Genomic DNA, 23,126 nt, shown 5'->3' with positions numbered 1-23,126 from the left:
TTTATCCAAATTATAGATATAAAAACAATTTTCGACAACAGTGAATACTCTACACGGTGAAAGGTAATACTTCCCATGTAGGAGGGATAGTAATGAAGAAAAATCTATTATTTCTAGGAATTTGTGTAGTCTTATTAAGTGGCTGTAGCTTTTTTGGAACTAGTGAACCAGAGGCTACAATACCAGTAGTTGCAGAAGAGGCGCTACAGGCAGCTGCAAAAATGGTTGATTCAGAAGGAAATGATGTAGGAGATGTGAAATTTTCAGAGGGTCAAGACGGAGTACTTATTTCACTTAATTTAAAAAATGTTCCAGAAGGTCAACATGGTATCCATATTCATACTGTAGGTAAATGTGAACAGCCAACGTTTGAGTCAGCTGGTGCGCATTTCAATCCGACGAATAAAAAACATGGAATTGATAACCCAGAAGGACCACACGCTGGAGATTTACCAAATGTAAGTTCAGAAAATGGTGAAGTGGTTGCCGAATTTGTTGCCAAAAACATTACATTGGAAAAAGGAATGGCAAATTCATTATTTGATGACGATGGAAGTGCTATTGTATTACACGAAAAAGCAGATGATTATGTAACAGATCCTGCAGGTAACTCTGGAGCACGTATTGCGTGTGGAGTCATTACAATAGCTGAGTAAATTAAATCTAAATCAAAAGTAATTCATTATACCCTAAAATTATGGGCGTACTGAATTACTTTTTTATTTTTTTAGTATAGTGTTGTATAACAATTCCACCTATGTTAAAAATTATTGCGAAATAACTTTGGATTTTATGGAATAAACATACATAAACTGTTAAATGTGGAATATTACTTAATTAATATAGAATGATAGTTTTTAAGGGTGTTTAATTAACTGATAATTAAAACTATTTATATATAATAAATATATGCTAAAATCCATGCGAATTTAGCTAGAAAATGCACTTTTAATCTATTAACCGAAATATAAAAAGATTGACATAGTTCTAAATTAATTGTTAAATATAAACTGTACTGTAACAAGTTTGAGGGGGAGGTTTTATTATGAAAAACACAAAATATTGGTTACTTACAGTATTGAGCTTAATGCTAATTATGGTTTTAGCTGCATGTGGTGGAGAGTCTGCTACAGGGGATACTGAAAAAGAAAATACAAATAGTGAAGAAACTTCAACAGATAGTGGATCTACATCTACTTCATCTGATATTGAGTTTCTAAGTTTAGCTACAGGTGGAACACAAGGTACTTACTATGCACTTGGTGGGACATTTGCTGATTTAATTACTGATGAAACTGGTATTAAAACAACTGCTGAAGTATCTCAAGCTTCTGCTGCTAACGTAAACGCATTAAAAGCAGGTGATGCTGAAATCGTATTTATCCAAACTGACATTGCTTACTATGCAAAAAATGGTGAGTTAATGTTCGAAGGCGATGCTATGGATAACCTTGTTGCAATCGGTGGTTTATATCCAGAAACAGTTCAATTAGTAACAACTGCAAACTCTGGAATTAAATCTTATGAAGATTTAAAAGGTAAAAAAGTATCTGTAGGTGCTCCTGGTTCAGGAACATATGCAAATGCTGAGCAATTGCTTGAAATTCATGGATTATCAATTAAAGATGATATCCAAGCACAAAACTTAGACTTTGGTGAATCAACTGACGGTTTACAAACAGGTCAAATTGATGCTGCATTCATCACTGCTGGATATCCAACAGCTGCTGTAGAAGCTTTAGGTGCTACTGCAGATGTAGTAATTGTTCCTGTAACTGCTGATAAAGCAGAAGAATTAATTGCGAAATATCCATATTATGCAGTGGATACAATTCCAGCGGGTACTTATGGTTTAGAGTCTGAAGTACCAGCAGTTTCAGTATTAGCTATGATCGCTACAACAGCGGATCTTCCAGAAGATGTTGCTTATGGTATTACAAAAGCGATTTATGCTAATGCAGAAAAAATCAGCCACGCTAAAGGTGCGTTTATTAAAACGGAAACAGCTTTAGATGGTATTGGAATTCCTGTTCACCCAGGTGCACAAAAATTCTTTGACGAACAATAATTAATGTGTAACGAAGGGCTTGAAGACAACTGGTTCTTCAAGCCCTTTTTTATAGTAATTTTAACCCTTCATAGATACGTATTTGCAACTAGACTGTACATAAAAAAGCTTGACAGTCGCTTAATATCAAAAATGAGGCGATGAAATGAAACGAGTATCCCTCCTTATTTCTACTGTATTAGTTATTGCCGTCATTACTTTTTTTTTATTCATTCCAATCTTTAAGGTTTTTTCCTTTACTGAAACTAGAATGCATAATCCACAGTTATTTTACATAAATGTTTCCAAAGAAACATCTTTTCAATTCCGTTTTACACACTCTATTCATAGAACAGATGTTTTAGAGAATTACGAAATTACTAATTTAAATAAACTGAAGCTTAATTCTATGGAATATGAGGATGTATCCATAGGAATGCCTGCTTATGCAGAAGAAGGTCAATCCTTAACCTATGAAAATGGAAAATATACACTATATTTTGATGATAAAATTATAGATAACTTCACGCTTTATGTAGGGGATGTTGACTATGATTTATATGTTCACTATGACGGAAATGAATATAATCTTAAACAAACTTTAAATAGGGGCAGCTCTTACCTTTTTGAAGTAAAATCTGTTTCTTTATATGACAAACTGAAAGGAGTGTTATTAAGAGATGAAAAATAAGGAAAACCAGCTAGCAACGGATCATACTGAGACGTTAACAGAAGAACAACAACAGGCATTGCTAGAAAAGTATGATGCTGAATCTAATGTACGTAGAATAACGGGGATTATGAAGTGGGTAATTTTCATTGGATTGCTATCATTCTCATTATTCCAATTATATACTGCTATATTTGGTCAATTTACAGCAGTAATTCAACGTTCAATTCACCTTGGTTTTGGATTAACGTTTATCTTTTTACTATTTCCAGCTCGAAAAAAGGGTTCTAAAACTAAAATAGCATTCTATGATTATATTTTAGCTATATTAGCTACAATTACCTCTCTCTATTGGACGTTTAACTATGAACGACTAATGACAAGTTTAGGGACGATTAATCAAACAGACTTTATTATAGGGTTAATTGTAATTGTCTTAGTTATTGAAGCAGCGAGACGTGCAGTTGGGTTACCGATTGCGATAATTGCAGTTCTATTCTTGTTGTACGCATTCTTTGGTAGACAGATGCCTGACTTTCTATCTCACCGAGGACAGTCTTTAGAGAGTATTGTAAACTTGATGTACTACTCAACAGACGGGATTTTAGGTACACCAATTAGTGTATCCGCAACATATATCTTTGCGTTTTTACTATTCGGAGCCTTCTTAGTGAAAACTGGCGTAGGTCAATATTTTAATGACTTGGCCGTTTCTGTAGCAGGTAAGTTAACTGGTGGACCTGCAAAGGTTGCAATTTTTTCTTCCGCATTGCAAGGAACAATTTCGGGTAGTTCTGTTGCGAACGTAGTAACTTCGGGTTCTTACACAATTCCGATGATGAAAAAATTAGGGTACAAAAAGGAATTTGCTGGTGGTGTTGAGGCTGCTGCTTCAACAGGCGGTCAATTAATGCCTCCAATCATGGGTGCAGCTGCTTTCCTAATGGTCGAGTTTATCGGACGTGGAATTACTTATTGGGATATCGCTAAAGCTGCGATCATTCCAGCAATCTTGTATTTTACAGGTATTTGGATCATGACTCACTTTGAAGCGAAGCGTTTAGGTCTCGAAGGTTTGAAAGATGAGGATATGCCAAACCGAAAAGAAGTATTTAAAAAGATTTACCTACTAACTCCGATTGTTTTAATCATCGTATTAATGGTTTCTGGAGTACCTGTTATTCACGCAGCGTTATATGGTATTTTATCATGTATCGTAGTAGGAATTATTAATAGAGATGTGAAATTTGGTATTAAGGAATTTATTGATGCTTTAGTTGACGGTGCACGTACTGCATTAGGTGTTGTTGCGGCTACTGCATGTGCGGGTATCATTGTTGGAGTTGTGGTAAAAACAGGTTTAGGTTTAAGTCTAGCGAATACATTAGTAGACTTAGCTGGTGGAAGTATCTTATTAACGTTAGTATTTGTAATGATTGCATCCCTTGTTTTAGGAATGGGTTCACCAACAACAGCTAACTACGTTATTACTTCTACAATTGCAGCTCCTGCAATTGTCACTTTATTAGCACCTGATGTGTCTCAAGCATTGATTCCTATAACAGTATTATTATCAGCGCACTTCTTTGTGTTCTACTTTGGTATTATTGCTGATATTACACCACCAGTTGCATTGGCAGCATTTGCTGCATCTGGTATTTCCGGAGGCGATCCGATTAAAACAGGTGTAAACTCAGCGAAACTTGCAATTGCGGCATTCATTATTCCTTATATGGTTGTATTTTCTCCAGAATTGTTAATGATTGATGTCACAATAATGCAAGTTGTTTGGGTACTACTTACAGCGGTATTGGGTATGATTGCAATAGGTGCAGGGGTTATCGGCTTCTGGTATCGCAAAATTAATTGGGTTGAACGTATAATATTACTTGCAGCTGGGCTTGCCATGATCTATCCAGAAAGAATTTCGGATGTTTCCGGATTAGTTGTATTTGGATTACTATTTGTTTTCCAATTAATGACGAAAAATAAAGGGAACAAACCAAATACACCAAATGTAACGCCAGCCAATTAAATTGGTCAAAGGCTATCTTGAAAGGAATACTTTCAAGGTAGCTTTTTTTAATTATTTTTTGTTACTTGTGTAGGTGATATTAAGATTCTGTAAATCTGTTCGTATTTATTTGTTTTTGTTGTTGGTGTTTCTTAGACTAATAGTGAATAAGAAATTTTGGGAGGTTACTATGAAGAGTATAGCGGTGGATATGGATCAAGTAATTGCGGACTTTTTAGGGAAAGCATATAAGTCAGCTAAAGAACGTTTTAAGTTAGATATGACAAAAGAGGAATTTGAGACTGCCAGATTGGAAATCGACTATCCACATTTGGCGAAAGATTTTTATTCCATGATTAATGAGCCAGATTTCTTCCGTGACTTTGAATTGTTAGACCCTGATGCAGTTCCAGTGTTAAAAGAGTTAAGTGAGCATTACGAAATTTACATTGCTACTGCAGCAATGGATGTCCCAGGGTGTTTCACTGCAAAATATGAGTGGTTATTAGAGCACTTCCCATTTTTAAATCCTAACCACTTCATCTTCTGTGGTGACAAAAAGGTTGTAAAAGCTGATTTCTTAATTGATGACAATGTTAGACAGCTCCGTTCATTTACAGGTGAGGGTATTTTATATTCTCAAAAGTACAATGAAGACTGTACTGAATTCAAGAGAGTGAATAATTGGAAGGAAGTAAAAGAGTTATTTTTACCAGTTCAAACTAAATAATAAGTGTTAAGTGTAATGGGAAAAATTCAAACTAAAGGTTTATTACCAGAAATATTGGGTGAAATGATCGTTTAGTGTTAGGATTCTTGTATTGTCTGTTTAGGCAATAAAAGAATCCTTTTTATTATTCGTACCCACTTGTTATGGGAATTATCATTGTGTAAAATAGTTTAAATTTATTAACCGTTATCGCAAAATTCCCTCAACGGACAACTGTTGTTTTTTGGTATATAGGCGAATAGGCATATGCAGTTAATAATTGTTTTATTTATATGTATAATAGAATAAGCAAAAATATAATACGAGGTGCTAAATTATGAGTCAAGTGCAAACTCACGAAGATGTCATTTTTGGTTGGTTCGATCATTTTCATGCAAATCCAGAAGTGAGCTGGAGAGAGGTAGAAACAACTAAAAAAATCGCTACAATTTTAAGTGAAATGAAAATACCTTATAAAACATTTTCTGATATCACTGGGTTGGTTGCTGAAATTGGTCAAGGAGAAGAAGTGATAGCTGTTCGTGCAGACATTGACGCATTATGGCAAGAAGTCGATGGGGTGATGAAAGCAAATCACTCATGTGGACATGACGCGAATATTTCGATGGTGCTAGGTGCCTTATTAAAGTTAAAAGACGAAAAATTAAAAAAACGCATACGTTTTATATTCCAGCCCGCTGAAGAAACTGGTGGGGGAGCCATAGAAATGGTGAAAAAAGGTGTGATTGATGATGTGACTCATTTGTTCGGTGTTCATTTAAGACCTATTGAAGAACTTCCGTACGGAAAGGTTACTCCTGCCATTCACCATGGTGCCGCTATGTTTTTAAGTGGTTCAATTCATGGAACTGATGCACATGGTGCTAGACCACATCAAGGAAGAAATGCAATTGATATCGCGTTTGCTATTCAACAGATGTTAAAAAATCTATATATTGATCCATTTGAAGTATACAGTGCAAAACTAACAAAGATTGTTGCAGATGGTGGAAGTATGAACATCATTCCGGGGAATGCAACATTCTCAATTGATGTCAGAGCACAAAAAAATTCTGTTTTAGATGAACTTCATGTGCGAATTGATGAAGGTCTGAAACAAATTAGCAGTATGTTCAATACAGAAGTCAAATGGACTTGGAACGATAAAACTCCAGGAGCAGAAGTCTCAGAAGAAGCTACAAAAATTGCTTTGGATGCGATTAAAGAACAATTAGGTGATCAGTATCTTGCAAAACCAATCTCGACTCCTGGTAGTGATGATTTCCACTTTTATACAGTACTTAGACCAAACTTAAAAGCAGCGATGCTTGGTATTGGTGCAGATTTATCACCAGGTCTACACCATCCGAAAATGACATTTAAGAAAGATGCAATCATCGTTGGAGCAAATGCTCTAGTCGCTACACTTCGAAAAGCAGCAAATCGATAAATTAAACAACATCGTAGATAATGAGAAGGAAGTAATTAACAATATGAAAATTAAACAAATTGAAGTTTTTGCAATACATTTACCATTAATTAAACCATTTATTATTAGTTATGCATCATATCCACATATTTCATCAATCATTGTAAAAATAACGACAGAATGTGGCCTTGTTGGATGGGGTGAAAGTGTTCCCGATGAACATATTACTGGTGAGACACCAGAATCAACATATGCATTAATTAAAAATACTTTTGCTCCATTAATGATTGGACAAAATCCAATGGAATTTGAAAAAATCCATGACTTACTGGACAGAGCAGTAAAGCGTGCACCCGCTGCAAAAGCAGCAATTGACATTGCATGCTTTGATGTAACTGGAAAGAAATTAGGTGTTCCAGTTTATCAATTGCTTGGTGGACGTTACCATGAAAAATTCCCAGTAACACATGTTTTAAGTATAGGCGATCCTGAAAAGATGGCAGATGAAGCGGAAGAAAAAGCAAAAGAAGGTTATACTTCATTTAAAATGAAGGTTGGCGTGAATGTGATAGATGATGTAAAGCGCATTCAAGCAGTACGTGAACGAGTTGGTGAAGAAATTGCAATTCGTGTAGATGTAAACCAAGGATGGGAAAATAGTGCGAATACGTTAAAGGCACTGCGTCAACTAGAACATCTAGGACTTGATTGGTTAGAACAGCCAGTAGAGCAGAATGATATTGATGGTATGGTGGAAATTAAGTCCAAAACGTCTATTCCTCAAATGATCGATGAAGGCTTAAAAGATATGAGAGATATGCGCGAAATTATTGCAAAACGCGCGGCAGATAAAGTAAATATTAAGCTTATGAAATGCGGTGGAATCTACCCTGCGATGAAATTAGCGAATATGGCAGAAATGGCTGGGATTGAATGTCAAGTTGGTTCAATGGTTGAATCTTCTATCGGTTCTGCTGCTGGATTCCACGTTGCATTTTCGAAAAAAATTATTAAAAGTGTTGAATTAACCGGTCCAGTAAAATTTTCTAAAGATATTGGCGATTTAAAGGAAAGTTACATCATTCCATTTATCCAATTAAACGAACGTCCGGGTCTTGGTGTTACTGTTGATGAATCAGTACTTGCTGAACTAACACAACAATCAGACATAATAGAGTAGGTGAGTACAGTGCATAGTGTAATTTATAATGGTCAATTAGGAACAAACCCTTTTGAAGTAATTAAACTAACAACAGAGCATTTACAAGAAGTTTTAGATCTACAGGAAGTTGTAGTCCAAGCTCTGCCAGATAAAGATATATTACAACCTCTATCTACTGAGGAATTTTTGTATATATTAAATGGAAAAGGATTGCTAATCGGTGCATTTGTCGATAATCAATTAATCGCATTTCGTGGAGTAGTTGAACCAAAAATCGACGAAGAACATTTAGGCTATGATTTGGGACTTGTTGATGAATCTGATTTAAACCGAATTATGTATCAAGAAATTTCTAATGTTCATCCGCAATTTCGTGGATTTGGTTTACAAAAAACATTAGCACAGGTCATTATGGATCAAATTGATACATCTAAGTATGATTATATATGTTCGACTGTTATGCCATTTAATATCGCCAGTTTAAAGGATAAATTTGTACAAGGGTTTTACATAGTTTCCGTTAAGCATATTTACGGTGGAAAACTTCGATATGTATTTGCATTAAATTTAAGAAATGACCCTCAATATGAAGAAGATTTTGTTGAAGTTTCAATGGGGGATATAGAAGAACAAGAATGTTTAATTAAACAAGGCTATGTTGGAGTCTTTATGAAACAAGTGAACGATGATTGGGTCGTTCAATATAAAAAATTAAAAAGAATGTAAATGAGGCGATACCTTCCAAAAGAGGTATCGTTTTTTTCTTTGAAAAATGTTAAGAAAATGCATGTTTTTCACGTAAGCACAAATCCTAACAATACTTTATAAAACAGACAAAGGCGGTGATACGATGATGGAGTTTAAAGAGTTTGGAGATATCAGAAACCCCAAAATCTTGTTAATACATGGAATGGCAACTACGTGGGATACATGTTATAAAGCAACAATTAATGAATTAAAGGATGATTTTTTTATAATTGTCCCATTACTAGATGGACATAACCCTGAGGAACAATCAGAATTTTGTTCAATTCATGAAGCAGCAAGAAAAATTGAGCAATACGTTCTTGAGCGACATGACGGGAAATTGCATGCAGCTAGTGGCTTTTCAATGGGTGGTACAATTCTAATCCAAATTTTAGCGAACCAAGTATTGCAAATTCATCGTGTTGTATTAGATGCTGCCTATTGTGCACCATTAGGTATTTTTTCAAAACTATGTACAAAGTTTTTATCAACACAAATTGCGAAAGTGAAAGAAAATAAACCTTTTCATTTCGCCTTAAGGAAAGTAATGGAAATTGGGAAGTTTGACGAAGAGGCTTTAAGAAAGGCGTTTTATTCAAGTATCTCTTACAATACGATCCTGAACTGCTTTAGCCAATTATTTGAATATAAAATCCCGAGAAATTTATGCTCCATTAATGCAGATGTGACCTATTGGTATGGTAGCAACGAGACATACGCTGCGAAGTCTGCTCGAAATTTAAAAAAGGTTTTACCAAACTTAAGAATCCGAGCATTTGATCGGTACGGCCATGGGGAATTAATCACTAAATATCCAAAACACTGTGTAGCCGAATTAAAACGAATTATATTATAAAGTGCAACAAAAAAAGCTATCTACACCTCATTGTAGATAGCTTTTTTTTATTTCATTGGACAAAACTCGCAGGCTATTAGCCCAGGGATATCTTTTGAAAAACAGCAGCTTTTACGAACAGGTTTCCCGACAAGATCTACCGGATTTTTTCCATCTGTATATTGGTAAAACCAAGATTTATTTGAAAAGCCTGCCCACACTTTCGTACCTTCTAAGATTTCTATATCTTCATAGGCACGGTCTGCAAGTAGGGGATTTTCAAGCAATTCATAATAATTCCAAAGCATGTATCCAAAAATATTTTCCCATAAAGTAAGTGGGGAAATGGAAGTAGTTTTTCTTAGCTGAATAATGACAGTATGAATTTGATAGAGAAGCCCTGCAATCACTCGTTCTCTCTCATCGTCTTCAACGTAACGAAAATCTGTTGGGGTAATGAAAGTTCCTAGTGTATTAACCCCATATTCATTTACGAGGCTAAAACGTACATCTCTTTTATTGCCATCCCAGATTTCATCGTATGCAGCGAGCATATAAAATTGCATGGCCATAAACATTCCGTAACGTCTTCCAAAGTGGGAAATAGCGGCAGCTTCTGTTCCAGCTTGTGTAATTCCCATCATTAAGTTGCGGAAGTCTTTTATAAAAAAGTCTTTATGTAAATTTTCAAGTGTAAACAGTGGTTTATCTGTATTTTCCGTAAAAACACTGTATGAATTAAGCATCCGTAATTGATCGTAAGTTAATGCAGGCATGCTCACCATTCCTTTCAGTACTACTATATCATTTTTAAATCACTAAGTAATTTAAGTATACAAATTTAATGGAGTGTAATAAAATATATAAAACATATAAGAAAGGTTGGTTTTAGCGTTATGCAAATAGAATCAATACCGCGTCCTTTAGTTAGAGTGAATCAGTGGACTATTTTTCTTACAGTTGTTTTAGCATGGTTAACGGGATTACACTGGCTGTTACTTATTCCATTAGTTGCAAACTTGTCTGGAATTCTATTTAACTTTAATCCGATTATGAAAATTGCAAGAGTTTTTATAATAAAAGAGGTAAAAAACTATATCCCTGAAGATGTAACCCAACAAAAGTTTAATGCATGTATTGCTTCTTTCTGTTTAGCAGGTGGCCTTATTAGCTTTAGTTTAGGTTGGACTATTGTAGGTTATGTTTTTACGATCATGGTTGCGGTAGCATCTTTCATTGCAATTTTAGGTTTTTGTATCGGTTGCTTTATTTTTTACCAATTTAAACAATATCAATATAGAAGAACGTTGAAACAAACATAAAAAAAGGACTTCACATCGAAGTCCCTTTTTGTTTGACTTTATAAGTTAGCTAAGGCTGCACATCCACATAAATATGTTCGACAGGAATGTTCGTATTTTTTGCTACAATTTGTTTTATTGCCACATGTATATCATTCACGAAATTTTGTCTCGATTTAATTCGTATCATTGTGTAAATTTCTTCTTCATTCACACACCATAGTTTTATATCTTTCACTTCAACTTCATTCTCATGATTTTGAATGACTTCCTTTATATTCTCCACAGAGTAACCTTTTGGTGTACCTTCCATAAGAATGTTAAATGCCTCTTTTGTAATTTTAATTCCACCACGAATAATGATGATGGAAGTAATGATACTTCCAACTGGGTCTAACCAGTATAAGCCGTAAAAAATGATCGCAAGGGCAACAATTACTGCACTTAAACTTGTGATTAAATCAGCTACAACGTGTAAAATTGCACTTCTCATGTTTAAGTTGGACTGACCTTTCGAAAGAACAAAGCCAACAATCGCATTAATCACTAATCCTATAATCCCAACGACTAACATTTGTGTTGGGTTAATCTCAATAGGTGTAATCATCCGATTGAATGCTTCAAAAATAATGTAAAGAGGAACTAACATGAGAGTCAATCCATTGATAAACGCTGCAATTGGCTCAAAACGTTTGTATCCAAATGTCTTTTTATTCGTTGAAGCTCTCGTTGCAACGACAGCAGCAATTAGTGAAAGAATTAATGAAATTGCATCTGAGCTCATATGAATTCCATCGCCAATAATCATTAATGAACCGGAAATAAACCCGTAGATAATTTCTAATAGCGCAAAGAAAAGTGTTAAAGAAGCAGCAATGATTAATAGCTTTTTATTATTATTTTGTGAATTCGTTGTATTCGTACTCATGGAATCAGCTCCAATTTAGAATTGTTATATACACTATACACGTTATTTAGAATAATTACAATTAATAAATGAGAAATTTCATATCTAATTGAGAATGATAATTGTAATCATTTGCTTAAATCAAAGGTTCGGCGTCTAATTGAGAATGGTTATTATTTAAAATGATTATAAATAGTTTAAGTCTTTAATTTGAACGGAACTTTTTTATAAAAAAATTAGATTAATAGATACGAATTTAGGAAATACTCATTTTATAGTGATAGTGAAAATAACAAAGAAGGAGCTAGATTTGATGAAGACAAAATTGATAGAAAGATTTTCGGTTTTTAGTAAGTACAATGAGGGGTCTGTCACGTTATATCTTGTTTATAACAAAGGGAATATTACATTAAATGAGATTGTCAAAACTGTAGAGAACGAATATGAAGCAAAATTACTTCATCAGGCGTATTATTCAATCATGATCGAAAGGGAAATGGCCATCTATTCTTTAATCCAATTTTTATCGAAAGTATTTAAAATTGAGTCTAAGGGGAAAGACGTAAAAGAAGTTGTTAAATTGATTAATAAAAAAGCGAAGGAATATGAAGAAGCAAATTTAGCCGGGCTTTAGGATGTGGAGAATGATAATGAAAGACAATAAAAAGCACTAATAAATTCAAGCGAAAATCTACTAGTTTATTAGTGCCTTTTTTAATACTAAGAAGATGATAGTTTCTTGTTGGTATGAGCTACATGATAACTGTGCAAAAGCATTCCGACCACAATGATTACTATACCAATTAACGAGATTGTCTCAGGAAGTGGGATACTTAGTAATATCATTTCTCCCATAATAGCAAATAAAACTTCGGTTGATTGAGTTGCTTCTACAGCTGCAAGCTTCCCCTGATTTCCTCGAACGCGATCAGTTGCTATAAAAAATAATACTGTAGCAATTACTCCGGAACTAAGTGCTACAATTAGTGATTGGATTGTCTGACTCATCGATGGAAGTCCAACAGTAAATAGTGCAATCACTGCTAGCAAAATCCATGCAGGAAGGGACGCAATAGTCATTCCTAATACCCGCTGATACGAATCGAGCCTTCCATCAACAACCTCCATCATCTTTCTGTTTCCAAGAGGATATGCAAAAGCGGCTATAAACACAGGTACTATTCCTAAAATTAATATTTCAAAGGATACAGATTGAGCTTGCGGTACTTGGATGAGTACAATACCGATTAAGATAATGCAAGAAATGAAAAGCGAAATGACAGGGATCTTATGCCGAATCGTCTTATCGCCGATCTTCAAAACGAATAGGGGAGCAAGTAAGACACCTGCAACAATCGTCAGTTGCCACGTCCCTGAAATGAGCCACCCTGGTCCAAAGGATGCTGCAAAGGTAAGTGGTGCATAAAACAATACGAATCCTACAAAACTCCAAAGCAACCACTTTGAAGGTTGAGTTTTCATTTCACGTACGAGTGGTTTCCAACCTTTTCGAAAATGGACCAGAACAATCAGGAAGGGGAGCATAAAGAAGTATCTTAACGATGCACTCCATAACCAGCTACCTCCTTCAAGATCCATTGAACGATTCAGGATAAATGTAACAGCAAAAAAAAGTGCTGCTAATATACCAAGCATAATTTCTCTCAATCTAGTAACCTACTTTCTTAGAAAGATAGTAATTAGTTATATTTCTACCAATGGAATTTGAATATTCAGATAGAATATTTTAAAAATGAAGCGAAGTAGGCTTATAAGGCTTACTTCGCTAAAATGTTAGTTTTGAGCTTCAAACAATTGGACAATTTCTAAAATTACTTTAGTTGCTTGTTCCATTGTTTCAGCTGCTACGTATTCAAACTTACCATGCATGTTTTCTCCACCAGCAAAAATGTTAGGTGTTGGTAGACCCATGTATGATAATTGAGACCCATCCGTACCACCACGAACCGGTTCAATAACAGGTGTAATATTTAAGTTTTCCATCGCCTTTTTGGCAATTTCAACAATTTCAAATACAGGTTCAATTTTCTCACGCATGTTGTAATATTGGTCTTCGATTTCAACGGTAATCGCACCTTCGCCATACTGTTCTTTTATTTTCTTTTCAACAGCTAGCATGTGAGCTTTTTTTGCTTCAAATTTATCACGATCATGATCACGGATAATATAAGAAAGTTTTGCCTCCTCAATATGTCCGTTAAAGCTCATTAAATGAATAAATCCTTCATAGCCTTCTGTTTTTTCTGGTACATCGTCTTTAGGCATTTCGTTTTGGAATTGGATTGCCATTGTAATTGCGTTAACCATTTTATCTTTAGCAGAACCAGGGTGTACGCTCGTCCCACGAGTCGTTACCTTTGCACCTGCAGCGTTAAAGCTTTCGTATTGTAATTCTCCAAGTGGTCCGCCATCCATTGTATAGGCAAAGTCTGCACCAAATTTTTCTACATCAAATTTATGTGGTCCACGTCCAATTTCTTCGTCTGGAGTGAAAGCAACACGGATTTTTCCGTGTTTAATTTCAGGGTGTTGAACTAAGTATTCCATTGCAGTCATAATTTCAGCAATTCCTGCTTTATCGTCTGCACCTAAAAGAGTAGTTCCGTCAGTTGTAATTAATGTTTGCCCAACGTAATTTTTTAAATTAGGGAAATAACTTGGCGACATAACTAATCCGTTTTTCAGTTGGATGTCTCCGCCGTCATAATTGTCTATTCTTTGTGGATTTACATTTGTACCAGAAAAGTCAGTTGCAGTATCGACATGAGCTAAGAATCCTAATGTTGGCACTTGTTTATCTGTATTTGCTGGTAATGTTGCAAATAAATAACCATTTTCATCTAATGTTATTTCTGTTAATCCAATTGTTTCAAGTTCAGCTTTTAATATGTTTAACAAATCAAATTGTTTTTGAGTAGAAGGTATAGTTGTACTTTCCGCATTGGATTGTGTATCAACTTTTGCATAACGTATTAAACGTTCGATTACTTTTTCTTTCATTAGTAAATCCTCCTTGAAATGGAATTATGAATAGTTCTATTGTACACCTTTACTAAACAATGCAGAATATTTATCTATACTTAAAGCAATAAATATTTGGGCGCAGTAGTAGGTGGACATAATTAGTTGGTGTGAATACTCTACGGGAACGACAAATTTATTAATCGCTAGAACTGAATCTGAAATGATAAATAGGCAAGCCCCGATTATGGCTAGTTTGGACTTTGTTCGAAATGAAGTCCAACCCATCGTTAATATAACAGTAATATAACAGAAAACCGCTATGGCCATAACGAAATTGCCTGCTTGAATGACTGCACTTAGTATAATACCTGCCATGACAATTCCGTAAATAATTAATAGAGTCTTAGCTATTGATGGAACTTTCTGCTCATTCGTTGAGAAAAAAGCTCTAATATAAAATAGATGCCCGATTAAAAAGCTAATTAAACCAATGATGAACCATTGTATCGTATAGTCACCAATTGCACAGAAAATAAGAGCAATGAGTACAAATAGTTTATATGATTGTACTTGATTTGCTTTAGAGAAAATCGCTATAAACAGGATGAGAAGCATAGGTATTAATTTAAAAACCATTTTTAATGGATCTGAAATGACGGAGTAAAAGAACACATAGTAAAAACTACTAATAATAAATAGGATAATCAACACATTTCTCAATGAAACCCCTCCTATATAAAAATATGAATTTTTAGGTAGACCTATTCGAACAGAAAAAAAGAACCGGACGAGTCCATATTAATGGTCTGTCTGGTTCTTATGTGTCGCTATATATTCAAGCATTTTTTGTTTTCTTCGTTTGATATGGTCTAATTTATAGGTATTAAGTTGATAGAACTTATCTTTTAGTTCCTCCAAAGAAGTCCTTTCGCTTATAAATTTTTCATTTTGTTCATGTTGAAATATATAATCTAAGTGGAAAATTTGAAGCATCGCGACCTCAGGACTTTCTAAATTAGATACAAATTTAACATTCCAAACGGAAGTATAAGAAATGAATTGATTCATATAATCAGTGACAACTCGATATTTTTGTTTATCTATTTTACGTTCTATGCTTTTATGGATTTTAGCAAGTGCTAAATTAATACCAGCAATAGAGCGATATAAATGACGAACATGTTTAATATGAAATTGTTCTATAGATCTGGCTACATACTTTTCCGTATTCATTACTATACATCCCTTCAATTGCGTAGCTGCTATCCTTAATTGTAACGAAAGATGGACTATTCTTTAGCACTAAATTGAAAAATAGGACAATTGAAGGGAAGTTCATAATAAAACGGGAGAAAAGTACGTATTGAATAGTTTATTTCCAGTTGAATCCTTTTGTTGCAAGGAATTCTTTTATATGTGGTCTTCTTTGATCAATTAAAAAATCAGCCATTTGTTTCGTCCAGTTTGCCATTTTTTGATTTGAACTACGACTTGCATAGTAATCTTCCATAATCGAATCGTATTGATCTAAGAGCTCATCATATTTGTCGACATTATAAGTGTTTTCATGTAAAACAGCTTCTACTGGAAGTCTTGGTTTTGTTTCATTACGTTTCGTTGGTGTTCCAATAGTCATAGCGAAAAGTGGGAATACGTAATCTGGTAAGCCAAATAATTCGCTAATTTCTGCTGGGTTATTACGAGCGCCACCGATATAACAAATGCCGTAACCAAGTGATTCAGCAGCAATAACAAAATTTTGGGCAAATATAGCAACGTCAGCAGTTCCAACAAGAACGTTTTCTGCAGAATCTGCAACGATGTCAACACCGTGTTTCTTCCCTGCAATTTGAAGACGTTTATAATCTACACAGAATAAAAATGATGCCCCAGCAGTTGTAAATTGGAACTCATTTTTTGATAGTTCTCCAAGTTTCTTTTTCTTTTCTTCATCTGTTACCCAAATTACACTGTACGCTTGTACAAAATGTGAGCTAGCTGCCATTTGGGCTGTTTCTATTAGGTCAATAACTGTTTCTTTTGATAGTTGTTCCCCTGTATATTTTCTTACGGAAGTGTGACTTCGTAGCAAATCTCTAACTTCAGACATTGTAATTTCTCCCCTTACCTTATTAAATTAATTTATAGATAAATAAAAAACCTTAGGAAATATAACTCCTAAGGTAATTTTAGTATACTTTTATATTATTTACAAAATAATCAATAAGCTTTAAAACAAGAGAAAACGAGGTTTCTTTAATTGGTTTACTAGTTTTATGTTCGCTTATATATTAAAGACATTTTAGGTTCTTTCCCTTCACGAATACGAGTAATATTTTCTATATGAAGGAATATAGCAACTATAAAAAGAATGATAGAAATAAACGCTGGTATAATGGTCGATTCATTAAATGCTTGAATGATTAAAATAATATAAAGTTGAAAAACGCCGACAATTAGGTAGTTAAATATAAAAGCAAATGCAAAGAATGATATGATTGCTAATAGACCAACTTTCCATCCCATAGCAATGAGCAATCCAACAAGTGAAGCTGTTCCTTTTCCTCCATTAAAGTTCATATGGAAAGGGAAGTTATGCCCAAGTATAACTGCTGCACCTGTAATGTATGATAAAATCACAATCTCATCTGGTGTGAAATAGAAATTACTAAAAATATTTTTAACTAATAATATAGCTAAAATCGCTTTTCCAATATCAATAATGACTACCAATATCCCATACTTCCAACCTAAAGATATGACAGCATTTGTAGCTCCTGCGTTCTTAGAGCCTGTATTTTTTAAATTGACGCCAGTTAAAAAATGCACAATATTCGATCCGAGAAAACATCCAATTAAGTAACCGGCGATTAATACTGTTAATGATGCGAATACCATACACTAATCTCCCTTCGTTCATATATTTGCTAATATATTATACTTAAAATCCAATATGAAAGTTTCAAAATATAAATGGTTGAAAGATTTAAAATATTTTAAAATTTATAGTTGACATAGTGACTTACTATGCTTTATAGTTAATTCAACGATGGAACATGAATCAAATACTCTTATCCAGAGAGGCGGAGGGACTAGGCCCTATGATGCCCGGCAACCGGCGAATTTATCGCAAAGGTGCTAATTCCTACAGATTCATCGGGATCTGAGAGATAAGGGGAGGAAAAATTGCTCATTTGCAACCCTCTTCTTAACGAAGAGGGTTTTTTGGCGAATAACGCATAAGTAAGTACATCAGCTCGACCTATTTTGGGTCGAACTGTGACTTACTAATTTTTCCAAGACCTCCTCGTAAATACCGATTATCCATCGAAAACATATTAGGAGGAAGAAACATGTCAGAATTACGTCCGGAAACAATATTACTACACGGTGGTCAAAAACCAGACCCAGTTACAAATGCCATTGCGGTACCTATTTACCGTACTACAGCATATGCATTTGATAACACTGATCACGCTCGTTCATTATTCGCATTACAAGCATCAGGAAATATTTACTCTCGTATTATGAATCCAACTGTTGATGTATTTGAAAAACGCGTTGCTCTACTAGAAGGCGGTACTGCAGCAGTTGCAGTATCTTCAGGTATGGCAGCAATCGCATTCTCTATTTTAAATATTGCAGGAGCAGGCGACGAAATCGTAGCAGCTGGCTCATTATATGGAGGAACTTATAATCTATTTGCAAACACATTACCTCGATATGGTATTAAAACAGTGTTTGTTGATGAAAGAGATCCAGAAAACTTCCGTGCTGCAATTACAGAAAATACAAAAGCGATCTTTGCAGAAACAATCGGAAATCCAAGTTTAAATGTATTAGATATTGAAGCAGTAGCAACTATTGCCCATGAAAATGGACTACCTTTACTAATTGATAACACATTCCCATCTCCATACGGTTCTAACCCAATTGAATTTGGTGCAGATGTAGTAATCCATTCAGCAACTAAATGGATTGGCGGACATGGTACTACAATTGGTGGAATCATTGTTGATGCAGGTAAATTTGATTGGACACAAGGTCGTTTCCCTGGATTTACTGAGCCAGACGAAACTTATCACGGCTTACGTTATGGTATTGATACTGCTGCTGCAGCATTTGCAACGAAATTCCGAGTTCAATTATTACGTGACTTCGGTCCAACACTAAGTGCCGATGCAGCATTTAATTTCTTACAAGGTTTAGAAACGCTTCATTTGCGTTATACAAAACACGGAGAAAATACATTAAAAGTAGCTGAATTTTTAGAAAACCACCCATTCGTGGAATATGTAAATTACCCTGGAAAAGAAGATTTCCCAACACATGATTTAGCGAAGAAATATTTGAAAAACGGCTTTGGCTCAATTCTTACATTCGGTATTAAAGGTGGACGCGAAGCAGGTAGTCAACTAATTGACAACGTTCAATTATTCTCTCACGTTGCGAACGTTGGGGATGCGAAATCATTAATTATCCACCCAGCTTCAACAACTCACCAACAATTAACTGCAGAAGAGTTAAAAATTGCGGGTGTTGGCGAAGAGTTGATTCGTTTATCAGTTGGTTTAGAATCAGTAGATGATATCATTGCAGATTTAGACCAAGCTTTAACAAAAGCTGTTGCAGAGCAAAGCGTAACAAATGCATAAATTTTTCTATCTATAAATAAAAAGTATTCAATAAGTAAATAATAACCTTGTTTCAATCATCATTTCGTTTGAGCCAGGATATTACAAAATTTATTGATCGCCATTCATTGGGCTAGAACTTTTTATTTGATGGAGCTTACGTATGGCTCATTAGTTTTTCTACTTTTGTATATATATTTTTATCGTAGCGGCCAGCTCCCCTTGGCTGCTACATTTTTTATTTAATGATAGAATAGGCATTTGCACTTTTCCATACCTAGGATTGAATAGTTAATGACCTTCTTAGGTAAACAAATGTCCTTCTTGAGAAGATTTCCCTTGAGTTCCTCGAATAAGTAAGATAAAATTTGTATATTGAACTTTCTGAAATTTCGTATATAAATAGAATTTACAAAAAGATGGAGGCGATTGAATAGTGGCAACAATTAAGGCGGCCATCTTAGGGTTTGGCACAGTAGGTCAAGGAATTTACCATATTTTAAATGAAAAACGCGAAGAACTTAAAAACAAATTAGGATTAGAATTAGAAGTTGCAAAAATTTTAGTACGTGACACTTCTAGAGAAAGAGTGCCAGGTACGGCGCATTTATTGACAGATAGTATTGATGATGTTCTGTCGGTAAAAGGATTGCAAGTTGTATTTGAAGCAATCGTCAATGAAGAACCGGCATTTACATATTTAAAACGTGCGGTTGAGCATAAATGTCATGTTGTAACGGCAAACAAAGTGATGTTTGCAAGGCGTGGTCTTGAGTTACAAGAGCTAGCGAAACGTAATGGCGTTTTTGTAGGATATGAAGCGACGACTGCTGGTGGAGTACCGGTAATTAAAACGATGAAAAATATTCTACTTGTTAATGATGTAAGCCGTATCCAAGGGATTTTAAATGGCACATCTAATTATATTTTAACGAAGATGCGTGCAGAAGGTTGGTCTTTCGAAGAAGCATTGACTGAGGCACAAAGATTAGGTTATGCAGAGGCAGATCCATTTAATGATGTTTCAGGTCAAGATGCTTTCAAAAAGCTAATGGTCTTATCAGCATTGGCATTCGGTGAGCAACCAAATTGGGCAGATGTTGAAGTGATTGGAATCGATGAAATTTCATCAGAACAAGTGAAGGAAGCAACGGAGCAAGGCCTTCGTTATCGCCATGTTGCTGAAGTTGAAAAATTCCCTGATGGCACAATTTTAGCTAAAGTTGGACCTATGTTAGTTGATAAAGAACATCCGCTGTACCCAATTGATGATGTGTTTAACGCCGTAACAATGGAAACAAATTATATTGGTACACTTACGCTGGTCGGTCCTGGTGCAGGGATGTACCCAACTGCAAGTGTAATGGTAGAAGATTACGCAGAAATTATAGGAAAACGAGCTGGATTTGTCGTTTCCATTTAAGACTTCTTGAAGCGAGATTAGCTTGCTTCAAGAAGTTTTTTTAATGGTAGGAATGGCGCGTTGCGGATGTTTTGTGAAAGTACTTGGGATTGAACTTTGCCTACCCTCTAATCTTCATCCTTCACATCAGGGTCTTCGGGAATCGGTGTGTTGCGCCAAATTTCAATTTCCTCTTTTATACGATCTAATTGTTCATGATAGGTGTCAAATTGTGTACTATTTATGAGAAATTGCTCACCGTCGTGAACAGCTTTTATGCGGCCTTCATAAATGTAGCGTAATACTTGTTCCGCAGGCATTGAAATGTCCTTTGCGGTTTCCTCTACAGTTTTATACATCGATGATGACCTCCTTTTCCGTGTTGAATATATGTTGTCCATCAAATTACCAGTTTATTGGGCATGTTGCCTATCTTTATTAATTATATTTTATTATCACTTCTATCACTAGCGAACATCATCATAAATTTAGATATTGCTAACTTAAATTAGTGTGGTAGCATTACTTTAATAGAAGAAATTTACAAGTTTAGGGGATGAACTTTGTTGAATTTATTACCATATGCATTTGTTTTATTCGCTGCAATTTTATGGGGAACAACGGGGACGATACAAACATTTTTGGAAGAGGGAATATCCCCAATCGCAGTTGCAGCAACACGATCTCTCATAGGGGGAGGGGTGTTATTAATTGCCGTTCTTGCGATGCGTAAGATTAGCTTTAAAACTTGGAGTTGGAAGTGGACAATTTTAGCCGCAATAACGATTGCGTTATTCCAATGTTTCTTTTTTACTTCAATCCGATTTACTGGAGTGGCAGTTGGTACAGTTGTAACAATAGGTAGTTCACCTGTTTTTTCTGGAATCATAGAATGGCTCTTTTGGAAGAGGAAGCCGAGTAAAGTGTGGGGTATTGCAACATCCCTTGCAATCGTTGGCTGTATTTTATTATTTGTAAATAAGGGCGAAGCAACGGTGGATCCATTTGGTATATTACTAGCTTTATGCGCAGGCATTATGTTTGCCCTCTATACAAATTGTAGTAAGCAATTAACGGAAAATGAAGACACGTTACCTGCTGTTGCCATGACTTTTACGTTATGTGCAATTTTATTACTTCCATTTTCACAGGATGGTGTAACGTGGGTATTTACAGAGCAAAATCTACTCCCAATGCTATTTATGGGCTTTGCCGCAACTAGCTTAGCCTACATATTCTATTTAGGAGGCCTAGAAAAGATAAGCTCTTCTTCCGCTGTGACCCTGTCGCTGGCAGAACCTCTAACAGCTTCCTTATTAGGAGTCTTCTTAGTTGGCGAATTCCTAAGCCCAACATCGTGGATCGGCGTAGCGATGTTACTTGGAGGGATTGTTGTGCTGACTTTGGGAGGACGTAGGAATGCAGTTGGAGGTTAATGAACCAACAGTTAATAGAGAATGAGATTGAAAGGGTGAGCTTTCGGAGGAGGCGCGCCTTTTTGTTTTGTGGGGCGACTAAAAGACAAAAGAAGGTAGAAATCCAGGAGAAGTGTCTTTTATAAGGCTTATAAAAGACAAAAGGTGATAAAAATCCAGGAGAAGTGTCTTTAATAAGTGTTCTAAAAGATAAAAGGTGGTAGAAATCCAGGCGAAGTGTCTTTTATAAGGGCTCTAAAAGACAAAAGGTGATAAAAATCCAGGAGAAGTGTCTTTTATATGTGTTCTAAACTACAAAAGAAGGTAGAAATCCAGGTGAAATGTCTTTTATAAGGGCTCTAAAAGACAAAAGGTGGTAGAAATCCAGGAGAAGTGTCTTTAATAAGTGCTCTAAAAGACAAAAGGTGGTAGAAATCCAGGAGAAGTGTCTTTTATAAGGGCTCTAAAAGACAAAAGGTGGTAGAAATCCAGGAGAAGTGTCTTTTATAAGTGCTCTAAAAGACAAAAGGTGGTAGAGATCCAGGAGAAGTGTCTTTAATAAGTGCTCTAAAAGACAAAAGGTGATAAAAATCCTGGAGAAGTGTCTTTTATAAGGGCTCTAAAAGACAAAAGGTGGTAGAAATCCAGGTGAAATGTCTTTTATAAGGGCTCTAAAAGACAAAAGGTGATAAAAATCCAGGAGAAGTGTCTTTTATAAGGGCTCTAAACTACAAAAGAAGGTAGAAATCCAGGTGAAATGTCTTTTATAAGTGCTCTAAAAGACAAAAGGTGGTAGAAATCCAGGAGAAGTGTCTTTAATAAGTGCTCTAAAAGACAAAAGGTGGTAGAAATCCAGGAGAAGTGTCTTT

23 protein-coding genes and 1 riboswitch are annotated in these 23,126 nt (G+C 35.2%); of the genes, 14 read left to right on the top strand and 9 right to left on the bottom strand.

What is annotated here, in order from left to right:
- Positions 1-92: 92 nt before the first annotated feature.
- The 9 genes from CRO45_RS14725 (at position 93) to CRO45_RS14685 (ending at position 9,634) form a co-directional block, all read left to right on the top strand.
- On the top strand, positions 93-656 hold the full coding sequence (locus CRO45_RS14725) for a superoxide dismutase family protein (protein ID WP_097150391.1): 564 nt from the start codon (positions 93-95) through the stop codon (positions 654-656).
- A gap of 389 nt (positions 657-1,045) precedes the next feature.
- A complete protein-coding gene (locus tag CRO45_RS14720) occupies positions 1,046-2,068 on the top strand; it encodes a TAXI family TRAP transporter solute-binding subunit (RefSeq protein WP_097150390.1) in 1,023 nt (340 codons plus the stop codon).
- A gap of 145 nt (positions 2,069-2,213) precedes the next feature.
- Positions 2,214-2,738 carry a DUF1850 domain-containing protein gene (locus CRO45_RS14715; RefSeq protein WP_097150389.1) on the top strand — a complete coding sequence of 175 codons (525 nt, stop codon included), beginning with the start codon at positions 2,214-2,216 and terminating at the stop codon, positions 2,736-2,738.
- Positions 2,728-4,752, top strand: coding sequence for a TRAP transporter permease (locus tag CRO45_RS14710; protein ID WP_097150388.1), 2,025 nt, complete (start codon positions 2,728-2,730; stop codon positions 4,750-4,752). Before CRO45_RS14715 ends, CRO45_RS14710 begins: the two co-directional genes overlap by 11 nt.
- Before the next feature lie 169 nt (positions 4,753-4,921).
- Positions 4,922-5,461: a 5' nucleotidase, NT5C type gene (locus CRO45_RS14705; RefSeq protein WP_097150387.1), complete on the top strand. Its 540-nt coding sequence runs from the start codon at positions 4,922-4,924 to the stop codon at positions 5,459-5,461.
- Positions 5,462-5,777: 316 nt separating this feature from the next.
- On the top strand, positions 5,778-6,890 hold the full coding sequence (locus CRO45_RS14700) for an amidohydrolase (RefSeq protein WP_097150386.1): 1,113 nt from the start codon (positions 5,778-5,780) through the stop codon (positions 6,888-6,890).
- A gap of 43 nt (positions 6,891-6,933) precedes the next feature.
- Positions 6,934-8,049, top strand: a complete 1,116-nt coding sequence (locus tag CRO45_RS14695) for a mandelate racemase/muconate lactonizing enzyme family protein (RefSeq protein WP_097150385.1) — start codon at positions 6,934-6,936, stop codon at positions 8,047-8,049.
- Between the two features lie 9 nt (positions 8,050-8,058).
- Positions 8,059-8,757, top strand: coding sequence for an N-acetyltransferase (locus tag CRO45_RS14690; protein WP_097150384.1), 699 nt, complete (start codon positions 8,059-8,061; stop codon positions 8,755-8,757).
- Between the two features lie 124 nt (positions 8,758-8,881).
- The gene (locus CRO45_RS14685) at positions 8,882-9,634 is read left to right on the top strand and encodes an alpha/beta fold hydrolase (RefSeq protein ID WP_097150383.1); all 753 of its coding nucleotides are present in this window, start codon (positions 8,882-8,884) and stop codon (positions 9,632-9,634) included.
- Between the two features lie 47 nt (positions 9,635-9,681).
- Here the strand turns inward: CRO45_RS14685 and CRO45_RS14680 are convergent, their stop codons facing one another.
- Positions 9,682-10,389 (bottom strand): Fe-S oxidoreductase, encoded by a 708-nt coding sequence (locus tag CRO45_RS14680; protein ID WP_097150382.1) that lies wholly within the window; start codon positions 10,387-10,389, stop codon positions 9,682-9,684.
- Between the two features lie 120 nt (positions 10,390-10,509).
- Here CRO45_RS14680 and CRO45_RS14675 point away from each other — a divergent pair, with 120 nt between their 5' ends.
- The gene (locus CRO45_RS14675) at positions 10,510-10,935 is read left to right on the top strand and encodes a DUF4395 domain-containing protein (RefSeq protein WP_097150381.1); all 426 of its coding nucleotides are present in this window, start codon (positions 10,510-10,512) and stop codon (positions 10,933-10,935) included.
- Between the two features lie 49 nt (positions 10,936-10,984).
- On the opposite strand, the gene CRO45_RS14670 is transcribed toward CRO45_RS14675, so the two are convergent.
- Complete coding sequence (locus CRO45_RS14670) at positions 10,985-11,842, bottom strand: cation diffusion facilitator family transporter (RefSeq protein WP_097150380.1); 858 nt, start codon at positions 11,840-11,842, stop codon at positions 10,985-10,987.
- Between the two features lie 292 nt (positions 11,843-12,134).
- Here CRO45_RS14670 and CRO45_RS14665 point away from each other — a divergent pair, with 292 nt between their 5' ends.
- Positions 12,135-12,455, top strand: coding sequence for a hypothetical protein (locus CRO45_RS14665; RefSeq protein WP_097150379.1), 321 nt, complete (start codon positions 12,135-12,137; stop codon positions 12,453-12,455).
- An 86-nt stretch (positions 12,456-12,541) separates the two neighbouring features.
- On the opposite strand, the gene CRO45_RS14660 is transcribed toward CRO45_RS14665, so the two are convergent.
- The 6 genes from CRO45_RS14660 to CRO45_RS14635 all read right to left on the bottom strand — a co-directional run bounded on the left by CRO45_RS14660 (position 12,542) and on the right by CRO45_RS14635 (position 17,704).
- The gene (locus CRO45_RS14660; protein WP_097150378.1) at positions 12,542-13,489 is read right to left on the bottom strand and encodes a DMT family transporter; all 948 of its coding nucleotides are present in this window, start codon (positions 13,487-13,489) and stop codon (positions 12,542-12,544) included.
- Between the two features lie 126 nt (positions 13,490-13,615).
- Positions 13,616-14,842 (bottom strand): peptidase T, encoded by a 1,227-nt coding sequence (gene pepT, locus CRO45_RS14655; RefSeq protein WP_097150377.1) that lies wholly within the window; start codon positions 14,840-14,842, stop codon positions 13,616-13,618.
- 36 nt (positions 14,843-14,878) lie between these two features.
- Positions 14,879-15,517, bottom strand: coding sequence for a lysoplasmalogenase (locus tag CRO45_RS14650; RefSeq protein WP_235864614.1), 639 nt, complete (start codon positions 15,515-15,517; stop codon positions 14,879-14,881).
- An 87-nt stretch (positions 15,518-15,604) separates the two neighbouring features.
- Positions 15,605-16,039 carry a hypothetical protein gene (locus CRO45_RS14645; RefSeq protein WP_097150376.1) on the bottom strand — a complete coding sequence of 145 codons (435 nt, stop codon included), beginning with the start codon at positions 16,037-16,039 and terminating at the stop codon, positions 15,605-15,607.
- A gap of 139 nt (positions 16,040-16,178) precedes the next feature.
- Complete coding sequence (gene nfsA / locus CRO45_RS14640; protein WP_097150375.1) at positions 16,179-16,916, bottom strand: oxygen-insensitive NADPH nitroreductase; 738 nt, start codon at positions 16,914-16,916, stop codon at positions 16,179-16,181.
- Between the two features lie 164 nt (positions 16,917-17,080).
- Entirely contained in the window at positions 17,081-17,704 is a 624-nt protein-coding gene (locus tag CRO45_RS14635; RefSeq protein WP_097150374.1) for a glycerol-3-phosphate acyltransferase, read from the bottom strand.
- Between the two features lie 170 nt (positions 17,705-17,874).
- Positions 17,875-17,983: riboswitch (SAM riboswitch) on the top strand.
- Between the two features lie 176 nt (positions 17,984-18,159).
- Between CRO45_RS14635 and CRO45_RS14630 the strand changes: the two genes are divergently transcribed.
- Together CRO45_RS14630 and CRO45_RS14625 are read left to right on the top strand one after the other, a co-directional pair.
- Complete coding sequence (locus CRO45_RS14630) at positions 18,160-19,461, top strand: O-acetylhomoserine aminocarboxypropyltransferase/cysteine synthase family protein (RefSeq protein ID WP_097150373.1); 1,302 nt, start codon at positions 18,160-18,162, stop codon at positions 19,459-19,461.
- Positions 19,462-19,876: 415 nt separating this feature from the next.
- Complete coding sequence (locus tag CRO45_RS14625) at positions 19,877-20,863, top strand: homoserine dehydrogenase (protein ID WP_097150372.1); 987 nt, start codon at positions 19,877-19,879, stop codon at positions 20,861-20,863.
- Between the two features lie 107 nt (positions 20,864-20,970).
- Here the strand turns inward: CRO45_RS14625 and CRO45_RS14620 are convergent, their stop codons facing one another.
- On the bottom strand, positions 20,971-21,201 hold the full coding sequence (locus CRO45_RS14620; protein ID WP_097150371.1) for a MerR family transcriptional regulator: 231 nt from the start codon (positions 21,199-21,201) through the stop codon (positions 20,971-20,973).
- A gap of 207 nt (positions 21,202-21,408) precedes the next feature.
- Here CRO45_RS14620 and CRO45_RS14615 point away from each other — a divergent pair, with 207 nt between their 5' ends.
- A complete protein-coding gene (locus CRO45_RS14615) occupies positions 21,409-22,278 on the top strand; it encodes a DMT family transporter (protein WP_097150370.1) in 870 nt (289 codons plus the stop codon).
- Positions 22,279-23,126: the final 848 nt, after the last annotated feature.

It is taken from the genome of Ureibacillus acetophenoni (assembly GCF_900220965.1).
Taxonomy (GTDB): Bacteria; Bacillota; Bacilli; order Bacillales_A; family Planococcaceae; genus Ureibacillus; species Ureibacillus acetophenoni.
Note: the sequence above shows the minus strand (reverse complement) of the source record. Positions and strands in the feature narration are given on the sequence as shown.

Coding starts and splice junctions, on each gene's coding strand:
- CRO45_RS14725 (WP_097150391.1), top strand. CDS start 93: ATGAAGAAAAATCTATTATTTCTAGGAATTTGTGTAGTCTTATTAAGT.
- CRO45_RS14645 (WP_097150376.1), bottom strand. CDS start 16,039: ATGAATACGGAAAAGTATGTAGCCAGATCTATAGAACAATTTCATATT.
- pepT (WP_097150377.1), bottom strand. CDS start 14,842: ATGAAAGAAAAAGTAATCGAACGTTTAATACGTTATGCAAAAGTTGAT.
- CRO45_RS14685 (WP_097150383.1), top strand. CDS start 8,882: ATGATGGAGTTTAAAGAGTTTGGAGATATCAGAAACCCCAAAATCTTG.
- CRO45_RS14670 (WP_097150380.1), bottom strand. CDS start 11,842: ATGAGTACGAATACAACGAATTCACAAAATAATAATAAAAAGCTATTA.
- CRO45_RS14720 (WP_097150390.1), top strand. CDS start 1,046: ATGAAAAACACAAAATATTGGTTACTTACAGTATTGAGCTTAATGCTA.
- CRO45_RS14675 (WP_097150381.1), top strand. CDS start 10,510: ATGCAAATAGAATCAATACCGCGTCCTTTAGTTAGAGTGAATCAGTGG.
- CRO45_RS14695 (WP_097150385.1), top strand. CDS start 6,934: ATGAAAATTAAACAAATTGAAGTTTTTGCAATACATTTACCATTAATT.
- CRO45_RS14665 (WP_097150379.1), top strand. CDS start 12,135: ATGAAGACAAAATTGATAGAAAGATTTTCGGTTTTTAGTAAGTACAAT.
- CRO45_RS14635 (WP_097150374.1), bottom strand. CDS start 17,704: ATGGTATTCGCATCATTAACAGTATTAATCGCCGGTTACTTAATTGGA.
- CRO45_RS14710 (WP_097150388.1), top strand. CDS start 2,728: ATGAAAAATAAGGAAAACCAGCTAGCAACGGATCATACTGAGACGTTA.
- CRO45_RS14715 (WP_097150389.1), top strand. CDS start 2,214: ATGAAACGAGTATCCCTCCTTATTTCTACTGTATTAGTTATTGCCGTC.
- CRO45_RS14630 (WP_097150373.1), top strand. CDS start 18,160: ATGTCAGAATTACGTCCGGAAACAATATTACTACACGGTGGTCAAAAA.
- CRO45_RS14705 (WP_097150387.1), top strand. CDS start 4,922: ATGAAGAGTATAGCGGTGGATATGGATCAAGTAATTGCGGACTTTTTA.
- CRO45_RS14700 (WP_097150386.1), top strand. CDS start 5,778: ATGAGTCAAGTGCAAACTCACGAAGATGTCATTTTTGGTTGGTTCGAT.
- CRO45_RS14680 (WP_097150382.1), bottom strand. CDS start 10,389: ATGCCTGCATTAACTTACGATCAATTACGGATGCTTAATTCATACAGT.
- nfsA (WP_097150375.1), bottom strand. CDS start 16,916: ATGTCTGAAGTTAGAGATTTGCTACGAAGTCACACTTCCGTAAGAAAA.
- CRO45_RS14620 (WP_097150371.1), bottom strand. CDS start 21,201: ATGTATAAAACTGTAGAGGAAACCGCAAAGGACATTTCAATGCCTGCG.